At 66.6% G+C, this 17,035-nt stretch carries 17 protein-coding genes; 10 read left to right on the plus strand and 7 right to left on the minus strand.

The window, feature by feature from the left end:
• Nucleotides 1–98: 98 nt before the first annotated feature.
• A complete protein-coding gene (gene gloB / locus ACLD0W_RS17680; protein ID WP_410308769.1) occupies nucleotides 99–872 on the minus strand; it encodes a hydroxyacylglutathione hydrolase in 774 nt (257 codons plus the stop codon).
• A 61-nt stretch (nucleotides 873–933) separates the two neighbouring features.
• Between gloB and ACLD0W_RS17685 the strand changes: the two genes are divergently transcribed.
• From ACLD0W_RS17685 to dnaQ, 3 genes are read left to right on the plus strand one after another with little or no spacing between them, the layout of a single operon-like run.
• Entirely contained in the window at nucleotides 934–1,779 is an 846-nt protein-coding gene (locus ACLD0W_RS17685) for a class I SAM-dependent methyltransferase (RefSeq protein ID WP_410308770.1), read from the plus strand.
• 3 nt (nucleotides 1,780–1,782) lie between these two features.
• Nucleotides 1,783–2,226: a ribonuclease HI gene (gene rnhA, locus ACLD0W_RS17690; protein ID WP_410308771.1), complete on the plus strand. Its 444-nt coding sequence runs from the start codon at nucleotides 1,783–1,785 to the stop codon at nucleotides 2,224–2,226.
• Nucleotides 2,223–2,951: a DNA polymerase III subunit epsilon gene (dnaQ, locus tag ACLD0W_RS17695; RefSeq protein ID WP_410308772.1), complete on the plus strand. Its 729-nt coding sequence runs from the start codon at nucleotides 2,223–2,225 to the stop codon at nucleotides 2,949–2,951. The genes rnhA and dnaQ overlap by 4 nt, the downstream gene beginning before the upstream one ends.
• 212 nt (nucleotides 2,952–3,163) lie before the next feature.
• Here the strand turns inward: dnaQ and nhaB are convergent, their stop codons facing one another.
• Nucleotides 3,164–4,759: a sodium/proton antiporter NhaB gene (gene nhaB / locus ACLD0W_RS17700; RefSeq protein ID WP_410308773.1), complete on the minus strand. Its 1,596-nt coding sequence runs from the start codon at nucleotides 4,757–4,759 to the stop codon at nucleotides 3,164–3,166.
• 289 nt (nucleotides 4,760–5,048) lie between these two features.
• On the opposite strand from nhaB, the gene ACLD0W_RS17705 reads away from it, so the two are divergent.
• From ACLD0W_RS17705 to ACLD0W_RS17730, 6 genes are read left to right on the plus strand one after another with little or no spacing between them, the layout of a single operon-like run.
• Nucleotides 5,049–6,734, plus strand: a complete 1,686-nt coding sequence (locus ACLD0W_RS17705; protein WP_410308774.1) for a hypothetical protein — start codon at nucleotides 5,049–5,051, stop codon at nucleotides 6,732–6,734.
• Nucleotides 6,727–7,545 carry an NAD(+) diphosphatase gene (nudC, locus tag ACLD0W_RS17710; RefSeq protein ID WP_410308775.1) on the plus strand — a complete coding sequence of 273 codons (819 nt, stop codon included), beginning with the start codon at nucleotides 6,727–6,729 and terminating at the stop codon, nucleotides 7,543–7,545. Before ACLD0W_RS17705 ends, nudC begins: the two co-directional genes overlap by 8 nt.
• The gene (locus tag ACLD0W_RS17715) at nucleotides 7,542–8,192 is read left to right on the plus strand and encodes a hypothetical protein (protein WP_410308776.1); all 651 of its coding nucleotides are present in this window, start codon (nucleotides 7,542–7,544) and stop codon (nucleotides 8,190–8,192) included. Before nudC ends, ACLD0W_RS17715 begins: the two co-directional genes overlap by 4 nt.
• A gap of 35 nt (nucleotides 8,193–8,227) precedes the next feature.
• A complete protein-coding gene (gene sohB, locus ACLD0W_RS17720; protein WP_410308777.1) occupies nucleotides 8,228–9,280 on the plus strand; it encodes a protease SohB in 1,053 nt (350 codons plus the stop codon).
• A 28-nt stretch (nucleotides 9,281–9,308) separates the two neighbouring features.
• Nucleotides 9,309–10,301, plus strand: a complete 993-nt coding sequence (locus tag ACLD0W_RS17725) for a YhdH/YhfP family quinone oxidoreductase (protein WP_410308778.1) — start codon at nucleotides 9,309–9,311, stop codon at nucleotides 10,299–10,301.
• A 19-nt stretch (nucleotides 10,302–10,320) separates the two neighbouring features.
• Complete coding sequence (locus ACLD0W_RS17730) at nucleotides 10,321–11,364, plus strand: zinc transporter ZntB (protein WP_410308779.1); 1,044 nt, start codon at nucleotides 10,321–10,323, stop codon at nucleotides 11,362–11,364.
• Nucleotides 11,365–11,406: 42 nt separating this feature from the next.
• Here the strand turns inward: ACLD0W_RS17730 and ACLD0W_RS17735 are convergent, their stop codons facing one another.
• The 4 genes from ACLD0W_RS17735 to ACLD0W_RS17750 all read right to left on the minus strand — a co-directional run bounded on the left by ACLD0W_RS17735 (nucleotide 11,407) and on the right by ACLD0W_RS17750 (nucleotide 15,414).
• Entirely contained in the window at nucleotides 11,407–11,955 is a 549-nt protein-coding gene (locus ACLD0W_RS17735; protein WP_410308780.1) for a DUF934 domain-containing protein, read from the minus strand.
• Nucleotides 11,948–13,597 carry a nitrite/sulfite reductase gene (locus tag ACLD0W_RS17740; protein ID WP_410308781.1) on the minus strand — a complete coding sequence of 550 codons (1,650 nt, stop codon included), beginning with the start codon at nucleotides 13,595–13,597 and terminating at the stop codon, nucleotides 11,948–11,950. Before ACLD0W_RS17740 ends, ACLD0W_RS17735 begins: the two co-directional genes overlap by 8 nt.
• A 151-nt stretch (nucleotides 13,598–13,748) precedes the next feature.
• Nucleotides 13,749–14,033: a DUF2970 domain-containing protein gene (locus ACLD0W_RS17745; RefSeq protein ID WP_410308782.1), complete on the minus strand. Its 285-nt coding sequence runs from the start codon at nucleotides 14,031–14,033 to the stop codon at nucleotides 13,749–13,751.
• Nucleotides 14,034–14,088: 55 nt separating this feature from the next.
• Nucleotides 14,089–15,414, minus strand: coding sequence for an MATE family efflux transporter (locus tag ACLD0W_RS17750; RefSeq protein ID WP_410308783.1), 1,326 nt, complete (start codon nucleotides 15,412–15,414; stop codon nucleotides 14,089–14,091).
• 144 nt (nucleotides 15,415–15,558) lie between these two features.
• Between ACLD0W_RS17750 and nfuA the strand changes: the two genes are divergently transcribed.
• Nucleotides 15,559–16,152: a Fe-S biogenesis protein NfuA gene (gene nfuA, locus ACLD0W_RS17755; protein WP_410308784.1), complete on the plus strand. Its 594-nt coding sequence runs from the start codon at nucleotides 15,559–15,561 to the stop codon at nucleotides 16,150–16,152.
• A gap of 76 nt (nucleotides 16,153–16,228) precedes the next feature.
• On the opposite strand, the gene ACLD0W_RS17760 is transcribed toward nfuA, so the two are convergent.
• Complete coding sequence (locus ACLD0W_RS17760) at nucleotides 16,229–17,011, minus strand: M48 family metallopeptidase (protein ID WP_410308785.1); 783 nt, start codon at nucleotides 17,009–17,011, stop codon at nucleotides 16,229–16,231.
• Between the last annotated feature and the right edge of the window lie 24 nt (nucleotides 17,012–17,035).

Consider the following 17,035-nt stretch of genomic DNA (forward strand, 5'->3'; position numbering starts at 1 on the left):
CCCTTCCGGGAACGCCGTGAACCCGTCCCTGGGGGCTCCCTTTCGAACGTCCTGTTCTCAAGGGTCCCGGAAGGGCGCCGGCCGCGCCCGCTTGGGGGTTAGGCGGAGTCCTTCCAGCGGCGCAGGGCGGCGAAGCCTTCCACCGGGTTGTCCGGGCGCTGGCCGAAGTGCTGCTGGCAGGCTTCGCGCAGTTGCGGTTCGGCGGCGCGCAGGAACGGATTGGTACGGCGCTCCTCACCGATGGTGGAGGGCAGGGTGATGCGTTGTTCATCGCGCAGTTCCCGCACCCGGGCAAGCCGGTCGTTCACCGCCCGGTCGCCGGGCGAGACGGTGGCGGCGAAGGTCAGGTTCGCCAGGGTGTATTCGTGGGCGCAGAACACCAGGGTCTGCTCCGGCAGCCCGGCCAGCCGGGTCAGGGAGTGGTGCATCTGCTCCGGGGTGCCCTCGAACAGGCGGCCGCAGCCGCCGGCGAACAGGGTGTCGCCGCAGAACAGCCAGCCCTGCAGCGGCGCCAGAAAGGCGATGTGGCCCAGGGTATGACCGGGCACGTCGATGACTTCCAGCTCCAGGTCCGGCTCCGCCAGCCGCACCCGGTCGCCGTCGCGCAGCGGCTGGTCCATCTCCGGGATGGTTTCCCGGGCCGGGCCGTACACCGGAATGTCCCGGTCCCGGCACAGGGCGGCGACGCCGCCCACGTGGTCCGGATGGTGATGGGTGATCAGCAGCGCGCTCAGGGTCAGGCCCTGTTCGGTCAACCAGGCTTCCACCGGCGCCGGGTCACCCGGGTCCACCACCACGCAGTGGCTGCCGTCGTGAACGGCCCAGATGTAGTTGTCGGAAAAGGCGGGGATCGCCGTAGGGGCTTGCAGCATGACGTGATACTCTGTGCTTGGGATGCTGTGATGCTAACAGCCGGCACGGAGAATGTCAGAGATGCAACTGCCCCCGCTTTCGCGCGCGCCGTTTCGCCGGCAGCCCGAGGACATGGTGCGTCGCTTCGATCATTGGCTGGAAAGCGAGGCCGGCCAGGCGGTACTGGCCGCCGAGCGCGCCATGCTCGCCGACTGGCTGCCCAAGTTGGTGGGCCAGCGGGCGCTGGAAATCAGTGGCGGTCGCGGCCACGATCTGCTCGCCGGCATCCGCCTGCCGTGGCGCTGCTCGGTGACCCCGATGCACTGCCTCGATCAGCCCGGCGGCGGCGCCGTCGACACCGGCCAGCCCGCGCCCGACGGGGCGGAGCGGCCGCCGGTGCGGGTCAAGGCCTGCCCCCAGGCACTGCCGGTGGCCAAGAACAGCGTCGACGTGGTGTTGCTGCACCACGGTCTGGAATTTCAGGACAACCCCCATCGGGTGCTGCGCGAGGCGGCCAGTTGCGTGGCGCCGGGCGGCACCATCGCGGTGGTCGGCTTTCATCCACTCAGCGTCATGGGCCTGGCCCGCTGGCTGCGTGGCGGCGCCAGCCGCCCGGGCTGGAGCGGCCGTTATTTCCGGCCCTACCGGGTCAGCGACTGGCTGCACGTGCTGGGTTTCGAGGTCGAAGGGCTGGCCGGTGGCTTTTATAATCTGCCCCTCGGCGACCGGGGCCGGGCGCGGCTGCGCTGGCTGGAGTGGCTGGGCGGCAAGCTGTGGTGGCGGTTTGGCGGGGTCTACCTGCTGGTGGCCCGCAAGCGCGCGGCCATGATGCGGCCGCTGGCACCCCAGCGGGGGTTCAGCCGACAGCGACCCACGGTGGTGTCGGTGCCGGTGGCCCGCTGGCGACAGGAACGGAATACGGAGTAACGTTTGAATCAGGTTGAAATCTTTACCGACGGCGCCTGCCGGGGCAATCCCGGGCCCGGCGGCTGGGGCGCGGTGATGCGCTATGGCGACCGCGAAAAGGAACTGCACGGCGGCGAGCCGCACACCACCAACAACCGCATGGAACTGATGGCGGCGATCCAGGCCCTGGAAGCGCTGACACGGCCCTGCGAGGTCCATCTGACCACCGACTCCCAATATGTGCGCAAGGGCATCACCGAGTGGCTGGCCAACTGGAAAAAGCGCGGCTGGAAAACCGCCGCGAAAAAACCGGTGCTCAACCAGGACCTGTGGATGCGGCTCGATGAAGCCGCCGCCCGCCACCGGCTGCACTGGCACTGGGTCAAGGGCCACAGTGGCCACCCGCAGAACGAGCGCGCGGACCAGCTCGCCAATCGCGGCATCGATGAAATGAAGGCAGGCGCATGAGACAGATCGTTCTGGATACCGAAACCACCGGCCTGGACCCGCAAAGCGGCCACCGCATCATCGAGATCGGCTGCGTGGAGCTGGAGAACCGGCGCCTGACCGGCAACAACCTGCACCTCTATATCAACCCGGAGCGTGACATCGACGAGGGGGCCCTGGAGGTGCACGGTATCACCGTGGAATTCCTGGCCGACAAGCCCACCTTCGCGCAGATCGCCGAGGAGTTCATGAGCTTCGTGCGCGGCGCCGAGCTGGTGATCCACAACGCGCCTTTCGACGTGGGCTTCCTGGACCATGAGCTGAAGCTGCTGGGCCGGCAATGGGGCAAGGTGGCGGACGCCTGCGGCGTGCTCGACACCCTCAAGCTGGCCCGCGACCTGCACCCGGGGCAGAAGAACAGCCTGGACGCGCTGTGCCGCCGCTACGACGTGGACAACGGCCACCGGGAACTGCACGGCGCGCTGCTCGACGCGGAGATCCTGGCCGACGTCTACCTGGCCATGACCGGCGGCCAGACCCGCCTGTCCCTGGGCGCCGAAAGCGGCGAGCAGGGCGCCAGCGTGGCGGAAGCGATCCGCCGGCTTAACCGCGACCGCCCGCCGCTCACCGTGGTGCGCGCCGCCGACGCCGACCTGGCCCGCCACCGGGCCAAACTGGAGGCGATCGCCTCCCGCAATGGCCAGCGCACCCTCTGGGAAGAACTGGAAGACCCGCGGGTCCACTGACGTCACGTATAAGCGGGTTCGGATGATGCCCTTCCGGGACCGTTGAGAACAGGACGTTCGAAACGGAGCCCCCAGGGGTGAGGCAAGCGTGTTGCGAAGCACCGCTTCGCGCGCCGCCGAACGCCGCCCATCTGTGATGGGTGGCCGGGCCCGCTTGCGGGGGTTCACGGCGTTCCCGGAAGGGCATCACCCGAACCCGCGCCCCCCCCACCTCAATGATGCGGCGTGGTGTCCGCGTCCATGTTCAGCTCGTGGCTCTCGTGGTGCTCGATCCAGCCCTTCTCGTACATGTACTCGGTGGCCGGCTCCAGCACCGTGGCGGTCATGATCAGACCGGTGAGGCTCATGACGATGGTGTAGGGCAGGGCCATGATCACCATGCGCCCGTAGGACAGCCGCACCAGCGGCGCCAGCGCCGAGGTGAGCAGGAACAGGAACGCCGCCTGGCCATTGGGCGTGGCCACCGACGGAATGTTGGTACCGGTGTTGATGGCCACCGCCAGCAGATCGAAGGTGTCCCGGTTGATCTCGTTATTGACCAGCGCCAGGGCCACTTCGTCCACGTACACCGAGGCCACGAACACGTTGTCCGACACCGCCGACAGCACCCCATTGGCCATATAGAAGGCGGCGCCCTGGGCGTCCCGCTCCAGGGTCAGCACGTACTCGATCACCGGCGCGAACAGTTGCTGATCGGCGATCACCGCCACCACCGCGAAGAACACCGTCAGCAGGGCGGTGAACGGCAGCGCCTCCTCGAAGGCGGCGCCCAGGCGGTGCTCCTCGATGACGCCGCAGAAGGCGGTGGCCAGAATGATCACACTCAGGCCCACCAGACCCACCGGCGCGGCGTGGGTGGCGAGGCCCACCACCAGCCACACGGCGATCAGACCCTGCACCACCAGATTGACCTTGTCGCGGGTGGTGCGGCGGTCGTCCTGCTCGCGGGCGTACTGGCTCATGATGCCCTGAACTTTTTCCGGTATTTCCTCGCCGTAGCCGAAACTGCCACTCCATTCCAGGAACAGGCAGGTCAGCAGCCCCATGGCCAGCACCGGCAGGCTGATCGGCGCCATGCGCAGGAAGAACTCACCGAACTCCCACTGGGCCTTGGTGGCGATCAGCAGGTTCTGGGGTTCGCCCACCAGGGTGCAGACCCCGCCCAGGGCGGTGCCCACCGCGGCGTGCATCAGCAGGCTGCGCAAAAAGGCGCGGAAGCGGCGCAGGTCCTCGCGGTGCAGTTCCTCCACGCCGGTGTCGTCACCGTGGTCGTGCTTCTGCTGGAAGTTCTTGCCCGACGCCACCTTGTGGTAAATGCCGTAGAAGCCGGTGCACACCGCGATCACCACCGCGGTGACGGTCAACGCATCCAGGAACGCGGACAGCACCGCCGCGGCGATGGAAAACAGCAGGCTGAGCAGCATCTTCGAGCGCACCCCCAGCAACAGCCGGGTAAACACATAAAGCAGCAGGTCCTTGAGGAAGAAAATGCCCGCCACCATGAAGATCAGCAGCAACAGCACTTCCAGGTTGCCTTCCACCTTGTGCAGCACGGTGGCGGGGCTGGTCAGGCCGATCAGCAGCGCTTCAATGGCCAACAGGCCGCCGGGCTGCAGCGGGTAGCATTTGAGCGCCATCGCCAGGGTGAAGATGAACTCCGCCAGCAGCAGCCAGCCGGCGGTGGCTTCGCCGAGGGTCCAGGCCACGATCGGATTGACCACCAGAAAGGCGACAATGGTGTACTTGTACCAGGCGGGGGCTTGCCCCAGGAAATTCTGGCCGAACGCACGGCCAAGGTGGGCGGACATGGCGCGACTTCCTGCTTTTATGGATTGTCTGTATGAATGAGGGTGCGGCTGGGCGCGGCAATCATAAGCACTTCCGCCGGTCGGGTACAGGGCGGCGGCCCCGGGACTTGTCCTGGATCAAGCGCGGGCGCCGGTTGGCGGTTGTGTCCGGGTTAACAATGTGCCCATGAATCAGTTGCTTAGAGTTGAAAGTTGACGCATTGTTGAAGCTCATGAGAAAGTGAAAACCTCGTCGCCGGAGCCTTTCCGGCACGCCGGGGACTGATTATTACCAGGGGTTTCGGAACGCATGGTCGCCATTACCAATACCACCTCCCTGACGTTTCTCAAGGAGGCCATCGACACCACGCTCAGCGAAGCCGAGGCCGCCCTGGAGGCGTTCGCCGAGGAACGCGGCGACGCCGCCACCCTCGATCAATGTGCCGCGGCCTTCCATCAATTGCGCGGCATCTCCCAGGTGCTGGAACTGAACGCCGCCACCTTGATGAGCGAGGAGATGGAACTGGCGGCGGAGGCGCTCAAGCGCCAGCGCGACCGGGCCCTGATTCAGGCCCTGGGCAACGCCATCGTTCTGCTCAGCCGCTATTTCGAATACGTTCAGCTCAAGGACAGCGCCCTGCCGGAGCTGCTGATCGGCGGCATCAACGAACTGCGCCGGGCCGGCGGCAAGTCGCTGATTCAGGAAAGCCATTTCTTCAGCGTGGACCTGGCGCGGGCCCGGGAGCCCGCCGCCGGGCCCGGTGAGCCGGCGGCGCTGGTGGAGCAGGGGCGCCGCCTGCGTCATATGTACCAGGTGGGCCTGCTGGGCCTGCTGCGCGGCGACAACCGGGACGCGCACCTGAAGTTGATGGCCCGCGCCCTGCAGCGCGTCGACCGCCTGTGCGGCGACTGCGCGCAAAGCCGTTTCTGGTGGGTGGCACGGGCCGCCACCGAGAGCCTGGCGATGGACCGCATGGTGATCACCCCGGCGCGTAAGGCGTTGCTGGCCCAGTATGACCGTCAGCTCAAGAAGCTGGTCTATGACGGTGAGCGTGCCCTGACCCAGGAAGCGCCGCTGCTCCTTATCAAGGAAAGCGTGTTCCTGGCCAGCCTGGGCTCCGGGGCCAGCGACTGCGCCGCCGAGGTGCGCGCGGTGTTCGGCGCCGGCCAGGGCATCAGCGACGCGGACCTGCAACGGGAGCTGGCGTTGATGACCGGCTCCCGGGGCTCGGTGATCCGCTCCGTGGCCGGGGCGCTGAAGGACGAGATCAATCAGATCAAGGACACCCTGGATCTGGCCGCCCAGGGGGTGGCCGATACCGATTACGCGGCGGTGGCCGGGGGCCTGCGCCGGGTGGCCAGCACCCTGGAAATGGTCGGCAAGGAACAGGAAGCCGGCGGCCTGCGTCAGCGCGCCGACGCCATTGCCGGCTGGCCGGCGGACACCGACGTGGAGAGCGCCGACTTCCATCTGCTGGTGGACGATCTGCTCGCCGCCGAGAACACCGTGGCCAGCCTGGAGCGCAGCCTGGCGCCGTCCGACGACGTGCGCCGCGACGCCACCAACAGCAATATTTCCCTCTACCAGCTGGACGACGCCCGCATGACCGTGGTCGGCGAGTGCCGGGCCGGGCTGGCCCTGGCCAAGCGGTCCCTGGCCGGCTACATGGACAATCAGTGGGACCCGATGCACATCAGCAACCTGCCGGGTACCTTCGCCACCATCAGTGGTGGGTTGATGTTCCTGGAACTGGAACGGGCCTGCCGGGTGATCGCCGCCTGCCGGCGCCATATCGAGGAGCGCCTGCTGCGCGGCGATCAGCCCCCCGGGCAGCCGGCCATGGAAACCCTTGCCGATGCGCTCACGGGCATCGACTATTATCTGGAGAGCATGGAAGAGCGCAAACCCATCGGTGAAGGAGTGCTGGACGTGTCGGAACGGGCGGTGGCGGAACTGGGCTATCCGGTGACGGGGCTGGAGAACGGCCGTGGTTGATACCGGTCCCATGGATCTTTCCGCGCCGGAACCCGGCGACGCCGATCAGGGCTGGGTGTTCGTGATCCACGACCAGCAACTGTGCGTGGACACCGAGCAGCATCCGGGCCCGGGCATTCCCCGGCTGCCGGCGTTTCTGCTGCGCGGCCACCCGGATTACCGGTTTCTCGGCCTGCTGCACGGCGAACCCTGCTATGTGTGCCGGCAAACCGACCATGAGCTGGCCGACCGCCCCCTGTACCCGATGTCCCTGCGCCAGTTGCTCGGCCAGATGGACGAGGCCCTGTTCACCATGGCGGCGCGGGCCCTGCAGGTGCTCAGCTGGCGCACCAACCACCGTTTCTGCAGCCGCTGCGGGCACGCCACCGAGGCCCATCCCACCGAGCTGGCCATGCTGTGCCCGGCCTGCGACTACCGCCAGTATCCGCGCATCACCCCCTGCATCATCGCCCTGGTCACCGACGGCGATCACGCGCTGCTGGGCCATTCCGCGCGCTTCCCGGAAGGTTTCTACTCCTGCCTGGCCGGCTTTATGGAAGCGGGCGAAACCGCCGAGCAGGCGGTGCGCCGGGAAGTGATGGAGGAGAGCGGCGTCACGCTGGGCGCGCTGCGCTATTTCTCAAGCCAGTCCTGGCCGTTTCCCCATTCCCTGATGCTGGGTTTCCACGCCGAATACGCCGGCGGCGAAATCCGCATCGACGATGACGAGATCACCGACGCGCGCTGGTTTCACCATCGGGAGCTGCCGGATATCCCGCCGCCGGGCAGCATCGCCCGCTCCCTGATCGACCACTGGCGAGCCGGACGATGAGCTTCAGCGTCGCCCCGATCCTGATTCTGGGCGTCAGCCTGCTGCTGGTGCTGGTGGGGGCCTGGGTGCTGCTGCGCCACAAATGGGTGTGGCAATGGATCAAGGGCACCGCCGGTCTGGCCCTGGTGGCCCTGGCCGTGTACCTGCTGCTGGTGGCGCTCAATCTGTACAGCTTCCACGAGCTTACCGAGGAGACCCCGGTGGCCACCATCAGCTTCCGCGCCACCGGTGAGCAAAGCTACATCGCCACGGTCACCCGCGGTGACGGCGACAGTCAGGATTTTCGCCTTAACGGCGACCAGTGGCAGCTGGACGCCCGCATCGTCAAATGGAAAACCCCTTTCTCCCTGCTGGGCCTCAAACCCGGCTATCAGCTGGACCGCATCCAGGGGCGCTACTTCGCCCTGGAGGACGAGCGCTCCAAACCCCGCACCCTCTACAGCCTCAGCGAAAAGCCCCTGGGCATGGACGTCTGGCGGCACGCGCGGGAGGGCTGGAGTTTCCTGGTGGATGCGCGCTATGGTAGCGCGGCTTATCTGCCCATGGCCGACGGCGCCATCTTCGAGGTGACGGTGCCGCCGGCGGGCGGCCTGATCGGGCGGCCCCTCAATGGCAGCGCCCAACGCGCCGTGGCGGGTTGGCAGTAATCCAAACCGACTAACCAGGACAGGTAACCGACACGGTGATCGATTTTCTTTACCAGTACGGCATGTTTCTCGCCAAGGTCGCTACCCTGGTGGTGGCGATTCTGATCGTGGTGGCGGGCATCGCCGCCACGGCCATGCGCAACCGCCACCGGGTGTCCCGCGACGGCGACCTGCGGGTGCGCCATCTGAACGACGACTTCGAGGACCTGCGCGACAGCATCACCGACCAGGTGCTGCCGGCGGAGGAACGCAAGGCGGAGGCGAAGAAAAAGCGCAAGGAAGAGAAGGCCAAGGCGAAGCAGCGCAAGAAGGCCGGCGCCGAAACCAAGAGCAAGCCGCGCCTGTTCGTGATGGACTTCGACGGCGACATTCAGGCCAGCGACGTGGAACGGCTGCGCCGGGAGATCACCGCGGTGCTGGAGGTGGCCACCGGCGACGACGAGGTGCTGCTGCGCCTGGAAAGCCCCGGCGGCCTGGTGCACAGCTACGGCCTGGCCGCCTCGCAACTGCGCCGTCTGCGCGGCCGTGGCCTGAAGCTGACGGTGGCGGTGGACCGGGTGGCGGCCAGCGGCGGCTACATGATGGCCTGCATCGGCGATCGCATTCTGTCGGCGCCGTTCGCGGTGATCGGTTCCATCGGCGTGGTGGCGCAGATTCCCAACTTCCACCGCCTGCTCAAGAAGCACGACGTGGACGTGGAACTGATGACCGCCGGTGAGTACAAGCGCACCCTTACCATGCTCGGCGAAAACACCGCCAAGGGGCGGGAGAAATTCCAGGAAGAGCTGGAGGAAACCCACCAGCTGTTCAAGAGCTTCGTGCGCGAGCATCGCCGTTCCCTGGACATCGACAAGGTGGCCACTGGCGAACACTGGTTCGGCACCCAGGCCCGGGAGCTGGGTCTGGTGGACGATCTGATGACCAGCGATGAATACCTGCAGGGCCGCAAGGACCATGTGGAGATCTACGAGCTGAGCTGGGAATACAAGCGCAAGCTGTCCGAGAAACTGGGCTTTTCCCTGGAAAGCGCCGCCCAGCGGCTGATCGACCGCTTCTGGCATCGCGGCAGCCAGCGCCAGCTCTACTGACACGGACTACCCCCCGGAGGGACACGTCATGACCTTTCAGGCACTGATTACCGAAAAGACCGACGACGGCTATGTGAGCCGGGTGGGCGAGCGCGAGCTCGGCGACCTGCCGGACGGCGAGGTGCTGATCCGGGTGCACTGGTCCTCGCTCAACTACAAGGACGCCCTGTCCGCCAGCGGCAATAAGGGCGTCACGCGCGCCTACCCGCACACCCCCGGCATCGACGCCGTGGGCGTGGTGGAAGAGGCCGGTGACGGCCCGTTCAGCCCCGGCGACGGGGTGATCTGCACCGGCTACGACCTGGGCATGAACACCGCCGGCGGCTACGGCGATTACATCCGCGTGCCGGCGGAGTGGCTGGCGCCGCTGCCCGCCGGTCTGGCGCCCCGCGACGCCATGGTGCTGGGCACCGCCGGCCTGACCGCCGCGCTCTGCGTGGAGGCGCTGCTGGACACCGGCCTGCAGCCGGAGCAGGGCGAAGTGCTGGTCACCGGGGCCACCGGCGGGGTCGGCAGCACAGCGGTCTCGATCCTGTCGCGCCTGGGCTTCCAGGTGGTGGCGGTGACCGGCAAGCAGGACGCCCACGACTGGCTGCGCGAGCTGGGCGCCACCGATATTCTCGACCGCGCCGCCCTCGGCGAGGGGCAGGACAAGCCGCTGCTCAAGCCGCGTTGGGCCGGGGTGGTGGATTGCGTTGGCGGCGACATGCTGGTCAGCGCCCTGAAAGGGCTGCAGTACGGCTGCAGCGCCGCCTGCTGCGGCCTGGCCGGCTCGCCGAAGCTGGAAAACGCCACCGTGCTGCCGTTTATCCTGCGTGGGGTCAATCTGCTGGGCGTGGACAGCGTCGAGCTGCCCTGCGAAGTGAAGCAGCAGATGTGGCAGCTGCTGGCCGGCGACTGGCGCCCGGATCTGGCGCGCCTGGAAGCCGCGGAGGTGGGCCGCTCACAGCTGCCGGACTGGTTCGGCCGCATTCTCAAGGGCGGCGTGCGCGGCCGGGTGGTCGTGAAAGTCGCCGACTGACACCGGGAGAGGACTAGGGATGGCCGACAACCCCGCCTGGGTCAAACTGGCCCTGCGACTGGATGGAGCCGGCGGCGCCACCGATTTCAACCTCGGCGAGCAACTGCCCGAGAGCAAACAAACCCTCTGGGTGAATCTGGATTACACCGCCGAGGCCGCCCACGAGTGGCTGCTGGCCCAGGCGCGGGTGCCGGAATCCGCCGCCGAGGCGCTGTCCACGCCGGACACCCGGCCCCGGGCGGCGGAGGTGGGTGGCGGCCTGCTGGTTTATCTGCGTGGTGTCAATCTCTATCCCGATGCCCGGCCCGAGGACATGATCGCCATCCGGTTGTGGATCAAGGACAACCTGATCATCAGTACCCAGAAGCGTCAGCTTTTCACGGTCTCGGAGATCAGCGACAGCCTGCGCAAAGGCGACGGGCCGCGCAGCGCCTCGCAGCTGCTGGCCTGGCTCACCGACGGGCTGACCTGGCGCATGGAAGACGTGATCGAGCGCATCGAGGATCTGGTGGGGGAGTGCTCCGACGCTCTGGAGCAGAAGCCGGACCGGGCACTGACCCACGCCATCAGCAGCGTGCGGCGCCGTTCCATTGCCCTGCGTCGCTACCTGGCGCCCCAGCGCGAGGCGATCAACCGCTTGCAGGGCGACGCCCGCCTGGACCGGGACGACGCGGAACTGATCCGCGAGGCCGGCGACCGGCTGCAACGATTGGTGGAGGATCTGGACGCCGCCCGGGATCAGGCCACGCTGCTGCAGGAAGAGGTGTTCTCGGTGCAGAACGAGGCGATCAACGATCGCATGTACCTGCTGGCGATCATCAGCGCGATCTTTCTGCCGCTGGGCTTTCTCACCGGGCTGTTCGGCATCAATATCGGTGGCATGCCCGGCGTCGAGGACCCGGACGCCTTCTGGTGGTTCCTGGGCTTCCTGGGCGTGCTTTCCGTGCTGCTGTTGCTGTGGATGATGCGTCTGCGCTGGTTCGGTGACCGCGCCAGCAAGGCGGTGCGCCTGGGCCGCCTGGGCGTGCTGACCAGGACCAACTGGTTGTTGCGCAAGAAGTGATCGTGGCGGAAGCCGCTCAGCGGCTTCCGCCACGATTGCCGTTCAGGCGCCCTGCAATTCCTCGCGGCGCAGATACACCGGCCGCGGATCGTGCACATCGCCCTGGTAGGTGACGGTGAACGGCCGCAGGCCGTTCTCCAGCGCTTCCTCGATGTCCCGGTCGGCGCGCACCTCGAAGGCGTTGAAGCCCACCCGGTGCAGATAGAACAGCTGGTCCTGCAGCACGTCACCCACCGCGCGCACTTCACCGGTGAACCGGTAACGGGTGCGCAGCTCCCGGGCGTAGGAATAGCCGCGACCGTCCTTGAAGGCCGGGAAATGAATCGCCACCAGCGGCAGCTGCGGCAGGTCGTCGGCCAGATCCGCCGGCTCCTCGCCGGGCTCCAGGCACACGCCCACCGCGTCGGCGCGCGCCAGCAGGGCGTCCCGGTGCGTTTTCCAGTAGGCCAGGGGCACGATCACCGCGCCGCTCCCGGGCAGGCCGTCCGCTTCCAGCTGCTCGTCGTTGAGACGCCGCCAGCTGTTGTCGACGATCTCGCCGTCCACGATCACCCGGGCCGGGCCGCCGTTCATGGTGGTGTCGTTACCCATAGACGCTCTCCTTGAACGGGTCCATGCCGATGCGTTCGTAGGTGTCGATGAACGGCTCGTTCTCCAGCCGCTGGTCCACGTAGGTGTTGATGATCTTCTCGATCACGCCGGTGACTTCGTGGGACTCGAAGGAGGGGCCCATTTTCTCACCGATGCGCGAGACCTTGTCGCCACGGCCGCCCAGGGTGATCTGGTAGAACTCCTTGCCCTTCTTATCCACGCCGAGAATGCCGATGTGACCGATATGGTGATGGCCACAGGCGTTCATGCACCCGGAGATGTTGATGTCCAGCGCGCCCAGGTCGTGGACGAAATCCAGGTCGTCGAAACGACGCTGGATGCCCTCGGCGATGGGAATCGACTTGGCGTTGGCCAGCGAGCACAGATCGCCGCCGGGGCAGGCCACGATGTCGGTGAGCAGGCCCAGGTTGGGGGTGGCGAAGCCCAGGGCGTCCAGTTCCTGCCAGAGGGCGAACAGATCGTCCTTGGCCACATCCGCCATCACCATGTTCTGCTGGTGGGTGTTGCGCACCTCGCCGAAGCTGTAGCGGTCGGCCAGGTCGGCCACCTTCTCGAACTGGCTGTCGCTGATGTCGCCGGGAATGCGCCCGGTTTTCTTCAGCGTCAGGGTCACCGCCCGGTAGCCGTCGCGCTTATGGGCGCGGCTGTTGGTGTGGTACCAGCGGTTGAAGGCGCGGTCGTCGGCCAGCGCCTGGTCCAGGGCGCCGACGTCCACGTCGTCGCGATAATCCGGCTCGGTGAAGCACTGGCGGATGCGCGCCACTTCCTCTTCGGTGAGGGTCATGGGGCCGTCCTTGAGCTCGGCGAATTCCGCCTCGGTAAGCTCGCGGAATTTCTCGGGACCCAGCGCCTTGACCAGAATCTTGATGCGCGCCTTGTACTTGTTGTCCCGGTTGCCGTACTTGTTGTAAACCCGCAGGATCGCTTCCAGATAGGCCAGCAGGTGCCGCCAGGGCACGTACTCACCGATCACCGACCCGACCATGGGGGTGCGGCCCAGGCCGCCGCCGGCCCACACCTGGAAACCGGTCTCGCCGTCGGCGCCGTGCACGATCTGCACGCCGATATCGTGCACGCCGATCACCGCCGGGTCCGCGTCCGGCACCGCGTTCACCGCGATCTTGAACTTGCGCGGCAGGTAGGCGAATTCCGGGTTGAAGGTGGACCACTGGCGGATGATCTCGCACCAAGGGCGCGGGTCTTCCACTTCGTCCGGACGCACCCCGGCCAGCTCATCGGTGGTGATGTTGCGGATGCAGTTGCCGCTGGTCTGAATGGCGTGCATCTGCACGGCGGCCAGCTCGGCGAGGATATCGGGCACATCCTCCACCTCGGGCCAGTTGAGCTGGATGTTCTGGCGGGTACTGACGTGGGCGAACCCCTTGTCGTACTCGCGGGTGATCTTGCCCAGCGTGCGCAGCTGTTTGCTGGCGAGCATGCCGTAGGGCACGGAGATGCGCAGCATCGGCGCGTAACGCTGGATATAGAGGCCGTTCTGCAGGCGCAGCACCAGGAATTCATCCTCGCTGAGTTGCCCGGCCAGGTAGCGGCGCGTCTGATCGCGATACTGAGCCACCCGCTCTTCAAGAAGGCGTTGGTCGTAGTCCTGATAAACGTACATGATGCCGTTACGCTCTGATTAATGCGTTGATTCGTAAAGAGTAATCTCTTTACCCATCGAATTTGGGCGGGAATGTAGCAAAGCGTGCTTATACTTAAAAGAAATATATTGCTATATCGCTAGGCGATGGATGTCTAAGAAAGCGGCGCTGTCAGCCGCCGGTGGCGGCGTTGATCACGATGCTGACCACGACGAACATGCCGATCACCAGGGCGATCACCATCACCACGAACACGCCGATATAGTCGCCGGCCTTGCCTTTCTGAAAGTCCCGTTCCCGGTTGGCGCCGCTCTGCACGCCGAACAGGGCGGCCAGCACGCTGTGCACCACCTGCAGGAAGCGCGGGCGCTGGTCCGGACGGTCGGCGGGGCGCTGCTCGTCGTGCCGTGCGTCCTGGTTCCGGGTGTCGCCGGGAGAAGATTGATGGTCGCTCATGATGGTCCTCGCAAGCGCTGCAAACCGGGTTCACAGTTCGGTCAGGGTTCCGAGTCTACAACTCAATGGAAGCCCAGCCGCGCCGGGTCCAGAGGCCGCACAGCAACACCGAGGTGATCAGCCGCTGCACCGCCTGCGCCAGCCAGATGCCGAGTAACCCGTAACCCAGCACCGGCCCGATGATATAGGCCAGCGGCAAAAAGAAAAACCACTGAACCGCCAGGGTCACGATCATTACCGAGCGGGCCGCGCCGGCGCCGAGCAGCGCCTGGGTGAAAACGATGGCGACGCCGTCCAGGCAGATCGCCAGCCCGGTGATCATCAGCGGCAGCCGGCCCAGTTCCACCAACGCCGGCTGTTTGAGAAACACTCCCAGGATCCAGTCCGGCGTGAGCCACATGGGCAGGGCCAGGATAAACAGCAGCACCGTGGCCACCCGGGTCACGTCCCAGCCCCAGCGGTAGGCATCCTCGCTGTCGCCACGGCCCAGGGCCTGGCCCACCAGGGACGCCGCCGCCAGCCCCAGACCGATGGCCGGCAGAATCAGAAACAGAATCAGGGTGATCAGAATATGCGCCACCGCCACTTCCTCGGTGCCGACCCGGCCGATCACCCAGAACAGCAGCGTCAGGCCGCCGGCGAAGAAGAACTGCTGCACGCCGTTGGGCACGCTGACCCGCAGGATATGGCGGAAGGTGAGGGCCGGCGGCCACTCGCGCAGAAAGCCGTGGGCGCGCCCGCCGTGCCAGGTCTGCGCCAGGTACATCAGGCTGCCCAGATAAAGGGCCAGGCTGGTGCCCAGGCCGGCGCCGGCGGCGCCCAGGGCGGGCAGGCCGAAATGCCCGAAGATCAGGCCGTAGCTGAGCACCACGTTGGCCACATGGGTCATCACCAGGGTGCGCATATAAACGCCGGGCCGGTTGATGCCGTTCCAGTAGCCCCGGTACCCGAAATTCATCGCCACCGCCCATACGCTCAGCAGCCGCATATCCAGGTAGTCGCTGGCCACGGCGGCGGTGCCGGCGTCCGGCGCCAGCACCGCCATGGCCGGCGCGCTGGCCGCCCAGAACAGCAGGGAAATGGGCGCCGCCAGCAGCAGACCCAGCACCAGGCCGGCGTTGAGCGGCACCGCGTAGTGGCGGGGGTCGCCTTCGCCCTTGCGGCGCGCCACCATGGCCTGCACCCCGGCGCCCAGCCCGATTACCACGCTGATCGACATGAAGGCGGCGTAGCCGCCCAGGCCCACGCCGGCCAGCGCCTGGCCGCCCAGGCTGCCGACCATGGCGGCGTCCACCAGGTTCATCAGGCTCTGGCTGGCCATGGCCGCCATGATGGGCAGGGCCAGGGCAAGGATCCGACGGCTGCGGGCGAGATCGGGCAAGGTGAAAAGGGTCCGTGTCAGAAAGCGCGCACCATAGCAGAAAGGCTGTCGCTACCCCAGCGATAGCAAAGGACTGTCGGCCGCCCATTGCAACCGGGGAGTACCTGACTAAAATAGTCAGGAAAGTGGCAACCGGAAACCGGCATGACCGAATCGCTTATCCGCATTACAGATTCCGCCCAGGAGTACCTGCGCGACCTGCTGTCCCGCCAGGATCAGGACGGCATCGGGGTACGCATCTTCGTGGAGCGCCCCGGCACGCCCCACGCCGAGTGCTGCATGGCCTACTGCCCGGACGGCGAGCAGGAAGACGATGACGTGCGCTACGACTATGAGGGCTTCCACGCCTTTATCGAAGGTAAGAGCGTGCGCTACCTGGAAGACGCCGTGATCGACTTCAAGAAGGATTCCATGGGCGGCCAGCTCACCTTCCGCGCGCCCAAATCCCGGGTTCCGGATATCAGCCCGGATGCCTCGCTGGAAGAGCGTATCAACTACATCCTGTACGCCGAGATCAATCCCAACCTGGCCGCCCACGGCGGCAACGTGCAGCTGCTGGAACTCACCGGCGACAACGTGGCGATCCTGGAATTCGGCGGCGGCTGCCAGGGCTGCTCGGTGGTGGACGTGACCCTGAAAGACGGCGTCGAGCGGACCCTGATGGAGCAGATTCCGGAGCTCACCGGGGTGCGTGACAAGACCGACCACACCGTGACCGAGAACGCTTACTACCAGTAGACCGGCGAAGGGTTTTAGCGCGACATCGAAAAACGGGCCCCCGGGGCCCGTTTTTTCTTGCCGTGATGGCGTCGGTTCAACCGCAGTTCGGCGTGCGCCCGGCGGCACGGGCCTGCTGGTAGATCGGCCGCACTTCCGGCAGCCGCGCGCGCAGGCCCTCGATGCGGGTCTGGTTGCTGGGGTGGGTGGACAGGAATTCCGGCGTTGAGCCGCCGCCGGCGGCGGCCATGTTCTGCCACAGATTCACGCTTTGCTCCGGGTTGAAGCCGGCCTCGGCCATCAACTGCAGGCCGATCACGTCGGCCTCGGATTCGTGTTTGCGGCTGAACGGCAACTGCACGCCGTACTGGGCGCCCACGCCGAGCAGGCCCATCAGGGTCTGCTGCTCGGCGCTGTCGCCGCCGGCCAGGGCGGCCACCAGCTGGGCGCCGGTCTGGGTGGCGAACTGGATCGAGACGCGCTCGTTGGAGTGCTGGGCGAGCACGTGGCCCACCTCATGGCCGATCACCGCGGCCAGCTGGTCCTGGTTCTTGGCCACCTTGAGCAGGCCGGTGTGCACGCCGATCTTGCCGCCGGGCAGAGCGAAGGCGTTGGCGGTGTCGTCCTTGAACACGGTCACTTCCCATTGCTGGTCGGAGTCCACCACGCTGGTGATGGCATTGGCCACGCACTGCACGTAGCGCACCTCGGCGGTGCCGGTCTCGATCGGCTGTTGTTGTTTCATTTCCGCGTAGGCGGTGGCGCCCATCTGGTCCATCTCCGACGCCGGCATCAGCAGGAATTGCTGCCGACCCAGCGGCGAGGTGGCGCAGGCCACCAGCAGCAACAGAACAGCGGCGGGCAGAGCGAGACGTTTCATGGTGGAGCTTCTCCTTTCCAGGTC

Source organism: Alloalcanivorax sp. C16-1 (assembly GCF_046507805.1).
Taxonomy (GTDB): domain Bacteria; phylum Pseudomonadota; class Gammaproteobacteria; order Pseudomonadales; family Alcanivoracaceae; genus Alloalcanivorax.

What these genes read in the sequence shown, in the direction of transcription:
- gloB (WP_410308769.1), bottom strand. Translation starts at nt 872, where the DNA reads ATGCTGCAAGCCCCTACGGCGATCCCCGCCTTTTCCGACAACTACATC.
- ACLD0W_RS17685 (WP_410308770.1), top strand. Translation starts at nt 934, where the DNA reads ATGCAACTGCCCCCGCTTTCGCGCGCGCCGTTTCGCCGGCAGCCCGAG.
- dnaQ (WP_410308772.1), top strand. Translation starts at nt 2,223, where the DNA reads ATGAGACAGATCGTTCTGGATACCGAAACCACCGGCCTGGACCCGCAA.
- nhaB (WP_410308773.1), bottom strand. Translation starts at nt 4,759, where the DNA reads ATGTCCGCCCACCTTGGCCGTGCGTTCGGCCAGAATTTCCTGGGGCAA.
- ACLD0W_RS17705 (WP_410308774.1), top strand. Translation starts at nt 5,049, where the DNA reads ATGGTCGCCATTACCAATACCACCTCCCTGACGTTTCTCAAGGAGGCC.
- ACLD0W_RS17715 (WP_410308776.1), top strand. Translation starts at nt 7,542, where the DNA reads ATGAGCTTCAGCGTCGCCCCGATCCTGATTCTGGGCGTCAGCCTGCTG.
- ACLD0W_RS17725 (WP_410308778.1), top strand. Translation starts at nt 9,309, where the DNA reads ATGACCTTTCAGGCACTGATTACCGAAAAGACCGACGACGGCTATGTG.
- ACLD0W_RS17730 (WP_410308779.1), top strand. Translation starts at nt 10,321, where the DNA reads ATGGCCGACAACCCCGCCTGGGTCAAACTGGCCCTGCGACTGGATGGA.
- ACLD0W_RS17735 (WP_410308780.1), bottom strand. Translation starts at nt 11,955, where the DNA reads ATGGGTAACGACACCACCATGAACGGCGGCCCGGCCCGGGTGATCGTG.
- ACLD0W_RS17740 (WP_410308781.1), bottom strand. Translation starts at nt 13,597, where the DNA reads ATGTACGTTTATCAGGACTACGACCAACGCCTTCTTGAAGAGCGGGTG.
- ACLD0W_RS17745 (WP_410308782.1), bottom strand. Translation starts at nt 14,033, where the DNA reads ATGAGCGACCATCAATCTTCTCCCGGCGACACCCGGAACCAGGACGCA.
- nfuA (WP_410308784.1), top strand. Translation starts at nt 15,559, where the DNA reads ATGACCGAATCGCTTATCCGCATTACAGATTCCGCCCAGGAGTACCTG.
- ACLD0W_RS17760 (WP_410308785.1), bottom strand. Translation starts at nt 17,011, where the DNA reads ATGAAACGTCTCGCTCTGCCCGCCGCTGTTCTGTTGCTGCTGGTGGCC.